This is a genomic window from Bifidobacterium catenulatum DSM 16992 = JCM 1194 = LMG 11043, from assembly GCF_001025195.1.
GTDB classification, from domain to species: domain Bacteria; phylum Actinomycetota; class Actinomycetes; order Actinomycetales; family Bifidobacteriaceae; genus Bifidobacterium; species Bifidobacterium catenulatum.
Window position 1 is genome coordinate 883,119 of the sequence record NZ_AP012325.1, and the last position, 14,446, is coordinate 897,564.

A 14,446-nucleotide genomic window follows, 5' to 3' on the forward strand; every position below is an offset into this window, starting at 1 on the left:
CACGCCGCTAGACCGTTGATGCTTTGGCGCTGACATTGGCATGGGTATTGTTGAGGTATGCGCGATACCCATGTCAACGACGATCAGCAATGGTACGACACGGCCGACATCCAGCAGGTCCACGACCTGTTGACCCGAGCCGGTGCCGAAAGCATCTGGGTCAAGCGGCTGGTGCCCAACAACAACTCGAAACAGCAGATCTTCCTAGGCAACGATCCCTCCGACCTAGCTTTCCTTCCCCTCGGCACGCCGTGGTACACGGATCCGAAATCACAGAAGAAGAAAGCCGGGCCGCTGCTGATTCGCATTCCGGTTCCGTGGCGATGGGTCACGCCTGACGGCGAGTTCGACGCGCCGAACGCCAACATGTGCTTCTACCCGCAATATCCCGAGGTAAGGTTCTCCGGCTTCCTGAAGGGATGCAAGGAAGGCCCGTCCGAGCTGTTGAGCGAGACGAAACGTGGCCACGAAGAGGGACGCTGCTTGTTCTTCGGAACCGTGAAGGACACGGGCGAAGGAATGGGACATGTTGTCGCCTTGGTCGTCGGCGCTCCATCGCCGGCCGCCCAATACGTCTTGAACATGGACACATTCGAGAAAGGGCACGTCTGCCCGGTCGTGTTCCAAGGCCAGAGAAAGCCCGGCGAATTCTCCATCCTTGAGGAAGCTCTTCTCGGCATCATGGGCAAGAAGATCATCCCATGGCGTCTGCGCAACGACGGAACCATCGACAAGCCATACATCGCTCCCAACGCTCCCGGACTGACTCTGGAGGCGGAACTCGGCGTGGGAGAGAACGCCATTCCCGGCCCGGACTTCGACATCTGGGAGCTCAAGGCCATCAAACAACCATCCCTTGAGCGGCGCAGCAACCACCGGGTCACCTTGTTCACGCCGCAGCCCGACACGGGATGGATAACGGGACAATCCCAAGCCGATTTCGTCCTGCGCTACGGACATGTCAGCGGCACCGACGAAAACGGCAATCCCGACGAGTACTACTTCACTTCGGGCGACATTAACCGCCCCGGCGAAGACAAAGAGGGAGCGAAACTCAACCTTAAACTCGTCGGCTTCACCGATGCCAAGCACTTCGATCCCAACGGGATGATCGCCCTATACGACAAGCAGACCGGCGAACTCGCCGCCGGATGGTCATACCTCAAGCTACTGGAACACTGGCAGCGCAAGCACAACCGCGCCGCTTACGTGCCGTATCTCAGGGAAAAAGAAGACGGGAAGACCACGGTAGAATTTGGCCCACTCGTCACCCTCGGCATCTCCACCAGCTTCGGCCTGTTCCTAAAAGCCTTCCAAGACGGCAAGGTCATCTACGACCCCGGCGACAAAATCACCCTCAAAGATGGCAAATGGACGCCCCATTCCCGAAGCCAATTCCGCATCAACCTCAACGACATCTCGGCCATCTACCAAGAAGTAAAAGAAGTGGATCTGCGAGATTCCGATTCTTCGCAAAAAGAGGAATAGCCATGGCAATGATAATGTGTCCCGGCTGCGGAACAAGTATTTCCGACAAAGCGTTGTCCTGCCCGCAATGTGGTTTTGTCGGCGACGATCCGAGTCGTCCGATTTCTCAACAAGCAGTTTATGAGATGGTGCCAAAGTTCCAAGTTGAGATTGATCGTTGGGATCCACAATCGCAATCATTGGTGGGCGAGTCATTGGATATGTCCTTGGAGACCCGGCGTAAAATCTTCGGCTTCCTAGGCAATCTGGAACAGCTCCAGACGCTTGCACCAGGGCTGTTCCAGCTCATCAAGGAATTCTCCAACAAAGATGAAGCCACATTGGTGGCTCATTTGCCCGAGGAGATCATGAAGATGGTTGAAGAAGGAAAGCTCTTCTTCAAGGAGGATGCCAACGGGAAGATTATGCCGCAAGTGTTCGACGTGAACGGGAAGTTCTATAAGCAGGTGCGGCTTGACTGGGAGCAGATGTCGCCTGATGTCATGGATACAATGCGGCACTTGCAGACTCAGGTGGCCATCGCAATGGTGTTGTCCGAGGTCCGCAGCCTTAGGGACCAAATCGAAGGTATTCGAGTGGACTTGCAGAATGACCGTCTGGCACTGGCTGAAGGCGCTTGGGATAAACTCATGCAAGCCCGTGTCATTGAAGATTCACGGCTGCGCGATGCATTGATAGTACAAGCCATATCATCCGCGACCGATGCCAAGCGAACATTGATGCGTAATTTCGCGGAGAACGTCAAATACCTGAAAGCCCATTCCAATGAGCGTATAGACAAGAAACTGATTTCTGCCGTCACTCAGCAAAATCAATCGAGGGCTGCCGATGCGTTCAACGATCTGGCGCAGATCACCAATGCTGTACGTGTCGAAGGCGCTGGATATGCCATGCTCAATCAAAACGAGGCGAGCATGGTATGTTTGGAACAGTTCCGAGAATTCATCGACGCGAATAAACTTAACGAGCGAGACACCTTACTGGCAATTAACTCGCATCTCCCGGTTGGGTCGAAGATGCCTGACATGGTTGACCAATTCGAGGATCTGGCGCTAAGGATCACGGCGCTAGACGGCGCGTCGCAGCTAGACCGTATCCCCCAAAGATTGCTTGAGCCATTCAGACCTGAGCCGGAGACGAACGAAAGCAACAGTGAAGAGGAGGACGGCAACAATGTTCCGTAAGAAGAAGAATGATCCAGCTCAGAGCGAGGGGACTGAAAACAGTCCTCAAAGAAAGTCCGTTAACGATGCTCAAGATGCCGTTGCGCCCCATGGCCACGCTTTCATGCGCAAGACAATCAAGCGTTGCGAAAACTGCGATAGCGAGTTGGAAAGCACGAGAAAGTCCAATTTGTGCGAAGCATGTGAGAAGGAACAACTGCAGAAAAATGTCAAGAAAGGTGCGGCAGCTGCTGCTATCGGCCTAGCAAAAGTGGTTATTCCGAAAGTTGCCCCATATGCCAAGAAAGCCGCTCCATTGGTAGCCAATGCTGTAAAAAAGATAGTGTTTAGATAGCAAAACAGTCTTCCAATGTCGCAAATTCAGAGCGGCTGCGCAATAATGCGATGCTCTATGGATTATGGATTCGGAGTGCTGAGCAATGCCCAAGAAAAAGACTCATAGTGAGTTCCTTGCCGATCTCGGACGGCTGAATGCTCATGCTGACGATCTGGAGATTGAGTCGGAATATCAGGGGTCGAAAGCGCCAGTGGATGTGCGTTGCCTGCGCTGCGGTCATAAATGGATGACGATGCCTGGCACGTTGCTTCAAGGGTGCGGATGCCCTCGGTGCGGTGAGAAGCAGCTCCGGCGTAAGAAAACATACACCAATGAGAAATTCCTAGAGAAGCTTGCCAAGATCAATCCTGAGGCGGAGCCATTAATGGAATACACGAAGGGCTCTAGTTACATCGACGTTCGATGCAAGCGATGCGGCACGATATGGTCCTCCAAGGGATACAACTTGTTGCAGGGCAAGGGATGTCCCCATTGCGGTGCGATTCGGGGCGCGAGGAACAACCAAGGCAAGACTGGTGTCAAGACCCGTGAGCAGTTCTCGGCCGAGCTGGCTGAGGCGTCGCCGGACATCGAGGTGCTTGGCGATTATGTGAACGTGCATACGAAGATCAAGGTCCGGTGTCATGTCTGCGGCCACGTTTGGTCGGCGGTGCCGGGTGCGCTTTTACGAGGTCACGGCTGCCCGAGGTGCGCCCGATCCGGCACCAGCTTCATGGAGCAGTTTCTGCTCTATGCCCTCAGGCAAGCGCTTGCCGGGGAGACGGTTCTCTCACGGGACAAGACGACCATCGGAATGGAGCTGGATATTCTGATTCCATCGAAGCGGCTTGCGGTCGAGCCGGGCGTGTGGTTTCTTCACAAAAGGAATGTCAAACGTGACGGCGAAAAGCGGAGAAGATGTCATGAGGCCGACATCCGGCTTGTGACCATATACGATCAATTCCCGCAAGACATGGAGTCTCCGTTCGATGACGATTGCCTCACATACCCGTTTGATTTGAACTCAGGCGACCGTTCGGCGCTCAGGGATCTTGCGATTGGATTGATTAAGGATGCGGGTGGCATCTGTGAGTTCAGCGCGGATGACTGGGCGAGGATTGAGGAAATAGCGACCGAAGAATCACGTGCCCAGAGTCCCGATCAATTTGTCGAGAGGTTGCATGCCATTCATCCCAATATCGAGGTCGTGGGCAAGTATGTGAATGTTAATACGCGAGTCCGAGTGCGTTGCAACGTGTGCGGGAGGGTGTGGGATGCCTTGCCGGCAAGTCTGCTCGCAGGTGATGGATGCCGAACGTGTGGCACGAAACGGGCTCATGACCAATTGCGCAAGTCCCAAGACGATTTCATTGAGCAAGTCAGGGAAGCGAATCCCGACATCGAAGTGCTTGGCGAATACGTTTCGAGACATGGCAAAGTTCACGCTCGTTGCCGTGTCTGCGGTCACGAATGGGATCCCGTAGCAGCGAGCCTGCTCAGAGGATCAAATCACAAAGGATGGAAAGGAATCCATGGCAAACTTAAGCTTTAGAGAATTTCTCATGGAAGCGCTCATCGGATAAAGTCGACACGCCGAACGCCGTTGCCACCATGACTGCCAAATCCAGTAAAAAACCAGTAACAATGACCGTCACGGTGAGCCAATCCCAGCCGTCTCAACAAAGACAGCCAAAAATCAAGAACCGCCATTTTTCCAACGATATTAGTCTTAGCAAAAAGCCATTCAATCCAACAAGAAACACCCCGCGGAAACAGGATGTCGCAGGTTCAAATCCTGTCAGCCCGACGAAAACCGTTAGAAACAAAGGCGTTTCAGTCGGTTTGAAAACCTTTTCCGGTTTCCGGTATAAACAGTGCAAACACGGAACGACCTCCTTGACGTCAGTCCTCCAGCATGCGGAGTGGAGCATCTCGACCGCGTCCGCGCAACCGTCCAGATTCTCCGGCCACAACGCCGCGTACGTGCCCAAAGTGACCGTCGCGCTGCATGGTGATACCGGAACATGATTTTCCACGGGTTTTGGATACGATAAACCCTATGAACGCATCTCAAGAGAATCTTTGGCCGGCGCCGTTTGCCAGCAAGTCGCTTGACGCCACCGTTGTGGTGCCGGGCAGCAAATCCCTGTCGAACCGTTATCTCATTCTTGCGGCTCTCGGGCATTGTCCTGTGCGATTGGTCGGTCTGTTGCGCTCGCGTGATACCGAGCTGATGATGGACGCGCTGCGTTCGTTGGGAGTGCGCTGTGAAATCGATGAGCAGGTTGACACCACAGTTACGGTGGTGCCGCCGTCCGACGGCCGGTTCCACGGTGGTACGAAGGTGTTCTGCGGTCTTGCAGGAACGGTGATGCGCTTTGTGCCCGGTCTTGCCATGTTCGCAGACGGTCCTGTGGATTTCGACGGTGACGAGCAGGCGTACGCACGTCCGATGAAGCCCGTGTTGGACGGTCTTGAACAGTTGGGGGCATGTATCGAATACCACGGCGAGGAAGGTCGCCTGCCATTTACAATCACTCCACCACAAACGGTGAGCCAGTGCGCCGAGCCGAGCGTAGTTAGCATTGATTCTTCGGGATCCTCGCAGTTCATTTCAGGACTATTGCTCATCGGCTCTCGAGTGCCAGGCGGTTTGGAACTGCATCACACGGGGGAGAAGACGCCGAGTTTGCCTCATATTCGCATGACAGTGGCCGATCTGCATGGTTCCGGTGTGCGTGCCAACGCCGACGAACACGCCCGCGTGTGGACCGTGCAGCCGGGAGCCGTGCAGCTGCCCGAAACCGTGACGGTCGAGCCTGACCTGTCGAATGCCGCCCCGTTCCTTGGCGCAGCGCTCATCGCCGGAGGAACCGTGCGCGTGCCTCATTGGCCGGAATCCACCACGCAACCCGGAGGCCTACTTCCGGGCTATTTGGAACGTATGGGAGCTGAGATCAGCTTCCCGGTGATTGACGGCGTCCGGTATTGCGAAGTGACCGGCGACGGTCGTGTCAGCGGCCTAGGTGATTTCGACCTGACGGCGGCAGGTGAGATCGCGCCATCATTGGCCGCAATCCTAGTCTTCGCCGATGCTCCTACGCGAATGCTGGGCATCGGTCATCTGCGTGGCCATGAGACGAACCGCTTGAAAGCATTGGTCAACGAGATCACCAGAGTCGGGGGTGATGCTCGTGAGCTTCCCGACGGGCTGGAGATCGCGCCAGTGCCGGCAATGAATCTCAAGCCGGCTGAAATGGAAACCTATGCGGACCATCGCATGGCGACGTTTGCTGCGATGCTGGGGCTGAAAATCAACGGCATCCAAGTCAAGAACATTGCGACCACCGCGAAAACGCTTCCCGATTTCGCAAACATGTGGACCAACATGCTGGCCTAGCAATAATTGTCCAGGATAATCCGCAAATAATCCACGATATTGAAAACGGTACGGAAATGTCCTTCCTCCGCAAAAACGGAAGAAGGACATTCTACGTTTGCACAGGATCGTGATCATTTTGCGGATGCCGCTATGTCAAGCCACGATGGTTCTTAGCTTTCCTGACACGGCTTGGCCTTGTCCGGCCCCAACATGGCAAAGGTAGTGGCGCTCGAAAACGTCATAATGCCTACGAAAAACACGGAACCAATGGAAACCTGACACCGTACGTAAAGAGGTAAGCAGCGACGAGGAGTCCGACACCTTGAGAGGTGTTATCTGGCTCGAGCCTAGAAGACGGAAGGCATGATGAAGCCCCCGGAAATTTCGCACTTTCGGGGGCTTCAGACTCTTGCCCAGTTCCGTCAGAGAATACTCTACTTTCGGCGGCACTTCGGCATAGACCTCACGGTGAACAAGCCTATTTGCCTCCATCCGCCAGCTGCTGGAGGATGTCGCACGGGCGGACAGCCTGGTATGGGATGCCCACAAATGGCTGTTCCAAACGTACGCCTGCAGTACGGTCATGTTTCGTGACAGGAAACACTTGGCAGCCTTTTACAGTTCTGACCCGGAATATCTCCGGGATGCCGCCGCAGAGAACGGAGAAATCAACTATTGGGAATGGGGCATTGAACTGACCCGCCCCGCGCGCAGCCTGAAATTATGGCTCACCCTGCAGACGTTGGGGACGGATCAGATCAGTGATATGGTGACCCACGGCATCGACCTAGCCCAACAGACGGAGTCCATGCTTCGGAACCAGCCGGAATGGGAAGTTGTAACGCCTACGCAGCTGGCCATTGTGAAATTTTGTTATGCGCCTCAGGGGCTCACACCCCAGCAACAGGACGAACTATTTCTCGGCGCATGATGGAGGAAGGCTTTGCCTGCGTGCTGACCACCCAGCTGAAAGGCCGGACCGTTCTGCGGATCTGCCTGATCCACCCGGAGACAACGGAGGACGATATCCGCCATACGATACAGCGTATGTACCAATATGCCCGTGCGCTGAAAAAGGAACGTGTGTCGAACTTTTCTTGAATTATATGCCATAAAGTAACACAAAAAACAACAGATAGCCGCCACAATTCCGTAATGATTGATGCTCGACAGTCTCCTGAAAGAATGCTATAATAACGCGCGTAAAATTTGAGTGGACTTTTCCGGATTCGGTCATCTTTTTGCCACACAGCTATCTTGTGATAGCCGTGTGGCTTTTTTGTTGTCTGCATCTTGGAAAATCTGGCAGAACGGAGGATGGTACTTGTATGGAAAATGATTTTTGTCTCTTATCAAAACGCGCCGCAGCGTAAGGACCTATCAAGCAGAACCTGTACCCGCTGAGGCTCTGGACGCCGTACTGGAAGCGGGGACTTACGCGCCTACCGGCGGCGGACGTCAATCCCCTACCATTATTGCAATTACAGACCCAAATATAGACAGGAGATCGCAAAGTTAAACGCAGAAGTGATGGGGAGCAGCATAGACCCCTACTATGGTGCGCCTGTCGTGGTTTTGGCAGATGGCGGTGCAAGCACCTTCGCGGAGGATGGAAGCTGCCGGAAACCTTACGCGGTGTCGGGGCGGTTGCATTGGGGTATCCAGCCCAGGAAGACACTCAACCCGCAGTACGCAAACAAAACTATATCGTTCGGATTTAATGATCCTGCTGTCCGGCGCAATTTTTTGCGCCGGACACTTTGTGGAGAGGAGGGAAAGTATGCAGACGAATAATAAAATGGCGGTCGCTCCTGTTGGAAAGCTCATCTGGCAAATGTCGATACCGCCGCTGATTTCCATGTTCCTGCAATATTCCTATAACCTGATAGACAGCGCGTTTGTGGCACGGTTGAGTGAGAATGCACTGATCGCTGTTTCTCTGGCATTCCCGATTACAACATTGATGAATGCAGCGTCTATCTGGATCGGTGTCGGCGTGAATGTGCTGATAGCAGGATATCTTGGACAGAAAAAGCAGGATGATGCAAATACAACCGTCACACATGGATTGTTACTGGCCTTTGGAATTGGTGCTTTGCTCAATCTTCTGGCATTACTGATTATGAAACCCTATTTTCGGGCATTCACCAATAATGAAGAAATTTATCAGCTGAGCATCGCCTACATGAGTGTGTGCTCCTTCATGCAAATTCCCAATATGGTGCATATCGCCATCCAGAAGATGATACAGGCCACCGGGAACATGGTCGCTCCCATGTGTTTTCAGATTGCGGGAGTGATTGTTAATTTTGTATTCGATCCCATCTTGATTTTTGGTATTGGTGTTTTTCCGGATATGGGCATCCGCGGCGCTGCAGTGGCTACTGTTGCGGGCTATTCATTATCCATGATTTTGGCATTTGCTTTGCTGCTGGGCAAAAAGCAGAAAGTGCAGGTAAAAATCAAAGGCTTTCATTTGCAAAAGCAGATGATCCGCCGTATTTTTGCCTTTGGCCTGCCATCTTTTATTATGAACGCCCTCAGTTCGTTTATGGTGACGTTCGTCAATCTGTTCCTGGTGGCGTATTCCGATACGGCGATTGCTTTCTTCGGCGCATACTTTAAGGTGCAGCAGTTGATCGTTATGACGGTAAACGGCTTGATCCAGGGCTGTTTGCCTGTCATGCGGTTTAACTACGGCGCAGGCAACAGCGAAAGGCTGCATTCCGCTTTCCGATACGGAACCGCTTTGGTCACTGGTATGATGATACTGGGGACATTGGCCGTCATCCTTTTTCCAGCACAGATTTTGGGATTGTTTACGGCGTCGGAAACCATGCGCTCCTTTGGGATATCCGCGATGCGGATTATGGCGGCAAGCTATCTGTTTTGCGGTCTCTCTACTATGATTTCCACCTATTTTCAAGCTACGGAAAAAGTAGGTTCCAGCATGGCAATCCAATTATGCAGGCAGATGCTTTTCCTTGCTCCCGCCTTATGGTGTCTGGACAGATTGTTCCATCTGAACGGGATCTGGCTTGCATTTCCGGTTGCCGAAACTGCCACTTTGCTCGTTGCTCTTGTGATGATGGCACGGCATCGCCACAAAAATATCTCATAACGTGTTCCAGAGAGGAAAAATGATGAACGACACTTTCATGAAAGAGAAACCGGTATTACGCTGATTTTATCCATGTCATTGCCTATGGATGTTATCCATGCTAAATGCTCACTGCGTGGGCGGAACAAGCAGAAAAATATCACAACGGCGAAATCAACCGGGAAGACTATGACAAGTGGCGTTATAACTACCCGAAATATGATGAAACATCCGGCTATGTGAAAGTGCCGTCCCAGCAATTCAGCGATGCGCTGGTGGAGGCGTTCAAAGACCGGCTAAAGAATGACTAAATCTGAGTAAAACAAAAAGAGCTATCTGACTTCTCTAACAGAAATCAGATAGCTCTTTATTCTTGAATAATCTAGAATGTTATCATTTTGTTGTCACGGGGCAATTCCGTAACGCAAAAGTCCAGCATTTTCAAGACTTTTTGGCTTTTCGTGTATTATTCCCACTCGATGGTTGCCGGCGGCTTGGACGTGCAGTCGAGCACCACACGGTTGATCTGACGGCATTCATTGGTGATACGCGTCGAAATCGTGGCAAGCACATCGTACGGAATGCGGGACCAGTCTGCGGTCATGGCGTCTTCGGAGGAAACCGGACGCAACACGATTGGCGAACCATACGTGCGCTCGTCGCCCTGCACACCCACGGAATGCACATCGGCAAGGAGCACGACCGGGCACTGCCAGATATCGCGGTCAAGACCAGCCTTGGAAAGCTCCTCGCGAGCGATGGCGTCGGCCTCGCGAAGCAGATCCAGACGCTCCTTGGTGATCTCGCCGATGATGCGGATGCCGAGGCCCGGGCCAGGGAACGGCTGACGCCAGACGATTTCGTCCGGCAAGCCAAGTTCGGTACCGATGGCACGAACCTCATCCTTGAACAAGGTACGCAGTGGTTCGACGAGCTGGAACTTGATGTCGTCCGGCAGACCACCCACATTGTGGTGCGACTTGATGTTGGCTGCGCCGTCGCCGCCGCCGGATTCCACAACATCCGGGTAGAGAGTGCCCTGAACAAGGAACTTGACTTCCTTGCCGGAAGCGCCCGCCTCTTCGATGACCTGACGCTGAGCCTTCTCGAACGTGCGAATGAACTTTTCGCCGATGATCTTGCGCTTCTTCTCCGGCTCGCTCACACCCTTCAGGGCGGTGAGGAAGTCTTCGGAGGCGTCCACGGCGATGAGCTTGATGCCGGTCGCCTCGACGAAATCATGCTTGACCTGCTCGGCCTCGCCCTTGCGCAGCAGACCGTGGTCCACGAACACGCAGGTGAGCTGGTCGCCGATGGCCTTGTGCACGAGAGCCGCCGCGACTGCGGAATCAACGCCGCCGGACAGGCCGCAGATCACCTGTGCGTCGCCGACCTTCTCGCGGATTTTCGCGACCTGGTCCTCGATGATGCTGGAGGCATCCCAGTTGTTGCCGAGACCTGCGCACTTGTGCAGGAAGGTCTCGATAAGCTGCTGGCCCATCGGGGTGTGCTTGACTTCAGGATGCCACTGCACGCCGTACAACTTGCGGGATTCATCCTGCATGGCGGCAACAGGCGCACCCTCGGTGTGCGCCAGCACTTCAAAGCCTTCCGGCGCTGTCTTAACAGCCACGCCATGGCTCATCCACGTGTTCTGATCGGCGGGGGAGCCTTCGAGCAGGCCTTCCGACTTGTCGATGAAGGTCTCGGTTTTGCCATACTCGCCAAGGGCGGCCTTGTCGACATCCGCGCCCAAGGCATAGGCCATGGCCTGGAAGCCGTAGCAGATGCCCAGCACGGGAACGCCGGCCTCGAACAGTTTCTTATCCACACGCGGAGCGCCCGGCTCGAACACCGAAGCCGGACCACCGGAAAGGATGATGGCCTGCGGATCCTTGGCCAACATCTCATCGACCGGCATGGAATGCGGCACAAGCTCCGAATAAACATTGGCTTCACGCACGCGACGTGCGATCAGCTGGGCGTACTGGGCTCCGAAATCAACAACGAGCACAGGACCTGCAGCCATAACACTCTCCCTTTTGATATGAGGTATGAAGAAGCAACAATATTAACTGTTCTATTGTGGCGACGCTAGCAGACATTAGAAACGCTGTGAACAGAAAGTGAACAAACCTCACAATTGCTTACTACGCATGGTTCAACACGCCGCATGCAAGTATTGCAAAACGAACGTGAAAAAGGTGCGAAGGTGGCTTGAAATCGTTGATATTGAGCCGTTTATCAATCTTTTTGATAGCATGTGAAGTATTCACAAATCTCCCGATAAAAGCTCTCATTTTTTAACAGAAACGACACACTTACGCACACAGTCGCAAAAAAACAGCAAAAAGTCGCACCTCGCTCGTAATATGCTCAAGTGATTGGGAATGAATCGTTCCGCGGAACCGCAAGGTTTTGCAAGATTCAGGACCGAATGAAAATAAACAATCGCACAACACAGTGCAGGAGTACAGGAGTACACATGACGAGTCCTGTTATTGGCACCCCTTGGAAGAAGCTGAACGCTCCGGTTTCCGAGGAAGCTATCGAAGGCGTGGATAAGTACTGGCGTGCAGCCAACTACCTCTCCATCGGCCAGATCTATCTGCGTAGCAACCCGCTGATGAAGGAGCCTTTCACCCGCGAAGACGTCAAGCACCGTCTGGTCGGCCACTGGGGCACCACCCCGGGCCTGAACTTCCTCATCGGCCACATCAACCGTCTCATCGCTGATCACCAGCAGAACACTGTGATCATCATGGGCCCGGGCCACGGCGGCCCGGCTGGTACCGCTCAGTCCTACCTGGACGGCACCTACACTGAGACCTTCCCGAAGATTACGAAGGACGAAGCTGGTCTGCAGAAGTTCTTCCGCCAGTTCTCCTACCCGGGCGGCATCCCGTCCCACTACGCTCCGGAGACTCCGGGCTCCATCCACGAAGGTGGCGAGCTGGGTTACGCCCTGTCTCATGCCTACGGCGCTGTGATGAACAACCCGAGCCTGTTCGTTCCGGCCATCGTCGGCGACGGCGAAGCTGAGACCGGCCCGCTGGCTACCGGCTGGCAGTCCAACAAGCTCGTCAACCCGCGCACCGACGGTATCGTGCTGCCGATCCTGCACCTCAACGGCTACAAGATCGCCAACCCGACCATCCTGTCCCGCATCTCCGACGAAGAGCTCCACGAGTTCTTCCACGGCATGGGCTATGAGCCGTACGAGTTCGTCGCTGGCTTCGACAACGAGGATCACCTGTCGATCCACCGTCGTTTCGCCGAGCTGTTCGAGACCGTCTTCGACGAGATCTGCGACATCAAGGCCGCAGCTCAGACCGACGACATGACTCGTCCGTTCTACCCGATGATCATCTTCCGCACCCCGAAGGGCTGGACCTGCCCGAAGTTCATCGACGGCAAGAAGACCGAAGGCTCCTGGCGTTCCCACCAGGTGCCGCTGGCTTCCGCCCGCGATACCGAGGCTCATTTCGAAGTCCTCAAGAACTGGCTCGAGTCCTACAATCCGGAAGAGCTGTTCGACGAGAACGGTGCTGTGAAGCCGGAAGTCACCGCCTTCATGCCGACTGGCGAACTGCGTATCGGTGCCAACCCGAACGCTAACGGTGGTGTGATCCGCGAAGAGCTGAACCTGCCGGCCCTCGAAGACTACGAGGTCAAGGAAGTCGCTGAGTACGGCCACGGCTGGGGCCAGCTCGAAGCAACCCGTCGTCTGGGCGTCTACACCCGCGACATCATCAAGAACAACCCGGACTCCTTCCGCATCTTCGGACCGGACGAGACCGCTTCCAACCGTCTGCAGGCCGCTTACGACGTCACCAACAAGCAGTGGGACGCCGGCTACCTGTCCTCCCAGGTTGACGAGCACATGGCTGTCACCGGCCAGGTCACCGAGCAGCTCTCCGAGCACCAGATGGAAGGCTTCCTCGAGGCCTACCTGCTCACCGGTCGTCACGGCATCTGGAGCTCCTACGAGTCCTTCGTGCACGTGATCGACTCCATGCTGAACCAGCACGCCAAGTGGCTCGAGGCTACCGTCCGCGAGATCCCGTGGCGCAAGCCGATCTCCTCCATGAACCTGCTCGTTTCCTCCCACGTGTGGCGTCAGGATCACAACGGCTTCTCTCACCAGGATCCGGGTGTCACCTCCGTCCTGCTGAACAAGTGCTTCAACAACGATCACGTGATCGGCATCTACTTCCCGGTGGATTCCAACATGCTGCTCGCTGTGGCTGAGAAGTGCTACAAGTCCACCAACATGATCAACGCAATCATCGCTGGTAAGCAGCCGGCCGCTACTTGGCTGACCCTGGACGAAGCTCGCGCTGAGCTCGAGAAGGGTGCTGCTGAGTGGGAGTGGGCTTCCACCGCCAAGTCCAACGACGAAGCCCAGATCGTTCTCGCCTCCGCTGGCGACGTTCCGGCTCAGGAGATCATGGCTGCTGCCGACAAGCTCAACGAGCTCGGCATCAAGTTCAAGGTCGTCAACGTTGTGGATCTGGTCAAGCTGCAGTCCACCAAGGAGAACGATCAGGCTATCTCCGACGCTGACTTCGCTGAGCTGTTCACCGAAGACAAGCCGGTCCTGTTCGCTTACCACTCCTACGCCCGCGACGTGCGTGGTCTGATCTACGATCGCCCGAACCACGACAACTTCAACGTCCACGGCTACGAGGAGCAGGGCTCCACCACCACCCCGTACGACATGGTTCGCGTGAACAACATCGACCGTTATGAGCTCGTTGCCGAAGCTCTGCGCATGATCGATGCTGACAAGTACGCCGAGAAGATCGACGAGCTCGAAGCCTTCCGTCAGGAAGCCTTCCAGTTCGCAGTCGACAATGGCTACGATCACCCGGATTACACCGACTGGGTCTACTCCGGTGTCAACACCACCAAGCAGGGTGCTGTCTCCGCTACCGCCGCAACCGCTGGCGATAACGAGTGAGTCTAGCCTCTAT

General features: G+C 54.7%; 14 protein-coding genes. 12 read left to right on the forward strand and 2 right to left on the reverse strand.

Features of this window, described 5'->3' with window-relative positions; translation table 11 throughout:
• Positions 1–57 precede the first annotated feature (57 nt).
• From BBCT_RS03700 to aroA, 6 genes are all read left to right on the forward strand, one after another.
• Positions 58–1,488 carry an MvaI/BcnI family restriction endonuclease gene (locus BBCT_RS03700; RefSeq protein ID WP_003835185.1) on the forward strand — a complete coding sequence of 477 codons (1,431 nt, stop codon included), beginning with the start codon at positions 58–60 and terminating at the stop codon, positions 1,486–1,488.
• 2 nt (positions 1,489–1,490) lie between these two features.
• On the forward strand, positions 1,491–2,672 hold the full coding sequence (locus BBCT_RS03705) for a zinc ribbon domain-containing protein (protein ID WP_228429075.1): 1,182 nt from the start codon (positions 1,491–1,493) through the stop codon (positions 2,670–2,672).
• Positions 2,662–3,006, forward strand: coding sequence for a hypothetical protein (locus BBCT_RS03710; RefSeq protein WP_003835182.1), 345 nt, complete (start codon positions 2,662–2,664; stop codon positions 3,004–3,006). Before BBCT_RS03705 ends, BBCT_RS03710 begins: the two co-directional genes overlap by 11 nt.
• Positions 3,007–3,454: 448 nt before the next feature.
• Positions 3,455–4,540 (forward strand): PDDEXK family nuclease, encoded by a 1,086-nt coding sequence (locus BBCT_RS03715; RefSeq protein WP_128805891.1) that lies wholly within the window; start codon positions 3,455–3,457, stop codon positions 4,538–4,540.
• Between the two features lie 59 nt (positions 4,541–4,599).
• Positions 4,600–5,016, forward strand: a complete 417-nt coding sequence (locus BBCT_RS09100) for a hypothetical protein (protein WP_003835178.1) — start codon at positions 4,600–4,602, stop codon at positions 5,014–5,016.
• Positions 5,017–5,047: 31 nt separating this feature from the next.
• Positions 5,048–6,388, forward strand: a complete 1,341-nt coding sequence (gene aroA / locus BBCT_RS03720; RefSeq protein ID WP_033513467.1) for a 3-phosphoshikimate 1-carboxyvinyltransferase — start codon at positions 5,048–5,050, stop codon at positions 6,386–6,388.
• Positions 6,389–6,523: 135 nt separating this feature from the next.
• Here aroA and BBCT_RS09810 read toward each other — a convergent pair whose 3' ends face one another.
• Entirely contained in the window at positions 6,524–6,955 is a 432-nt protein-coding gene (locus BBCT_RS09810) for a winged helix-turn-helix transcriptional regulator (RefSeq protein WP_197540541.1), read from the reverse strand.
• Here BBCT_RS09810 and BBCT_RS08595 point away from each other — a divergent pair.
• The 5 genes from BBCT_RS08595 to BBCT_RS03735 all read left to right on the forward strand — a co-directional run bounded on the left by BBCT_RS08595 (position 6,900) and on the right by BBCT_RS03735 (position 9,781).
• On the forward strand, positions 6,900–7,301 hold the full coding sequence (locus tag BBCT_RS08595; RefSeq protein ID WP_231858101.1) for a pyridoxal-dependent decarboxylase: 402 nt from the start codon (positions 6,900–6,902) through the stop codon (positions 7,299–7,301). The two genes, BBCT_RS09810 and BBCT_RS08595, sit on opposite strands and share 56 nt — an antisense overlap.
• A complete protein-coding gene (locus BBCT_RS09105) occupies positions 7,298–7,471 on the forward strand; it encodes a hypothetical protein (protein ID WP_003835171.1) in 174 nt (57 codons plus the stop codon). The genes BBCT_RS08595 and BBCT_RS09105 overlap by 4 nt, the downstream gene beginning before the upstream one ends.
• Before the next feature lie 241 nt (positions 7,472–7,712).
• Positions 7,713–7,889 (forward strand): nitroreductase family protein, encoded by a 177-nt coding sequence (locus tag BBCT_RS09740; RefSeq protein ID WP_197540542.1) that lies wholly within the window; start codon positions 7,713–7,715, stop codon positions 7,887–7,889.
• Positions 7,890–8,150: 261 nt separating this feature from the next.
• Positions 8,151–9,491, forward strand: coding sequence for an MATE family efflux transporter (locus BBCT_RS03730; protein WP_033513526.1), 1,341 nt, complete (start codon positions 8,151–8,153; stop codon positions 9,489–9,491).
• Positions 9,492–9,595: 104 nt separating this feature from the next.
• Positions 9,596–9,781, forward strand: a complete 186-nt coding sequence (locus BBCT_RS03735; protein WP_003835165.1) for a hypothetical protein — start codon at positions 9,596–9,598, stop codon at positions 9,779–9,781.
• 155 nt (positions 9,782–9,936) lie between these two features.
• On the opposite strand, the gene guaA is transcribed toward BBCT_RS03735, so the two are convergent.
• Entirely contained in the window at positions 9,937–11,499 is a 1,563-nt protein-coding gene (gene guaA, locus BBCT_RS03740) for a glutamine-hydrolyzing GMP synthase (protein ID WP_003835164.1), read from the reverse strand.
• A 456-nt stretch (positions 11,500–11,955) separates the two neighbouring features.
• On the opposite strand from guaA, the gene BBCT_RS03745 reads away from it, so the two are divergent.
• Entirely contained in the window at positions 11,956–14,433 is a 2,478-nt protein-coding gene (locus BBCT_RS03745; protein ID WP_003835159.1) for a phosphoketolase, read from the forward strand.
• Positions 14,434–14,446 lie beyond the last annotated feature (13 nt).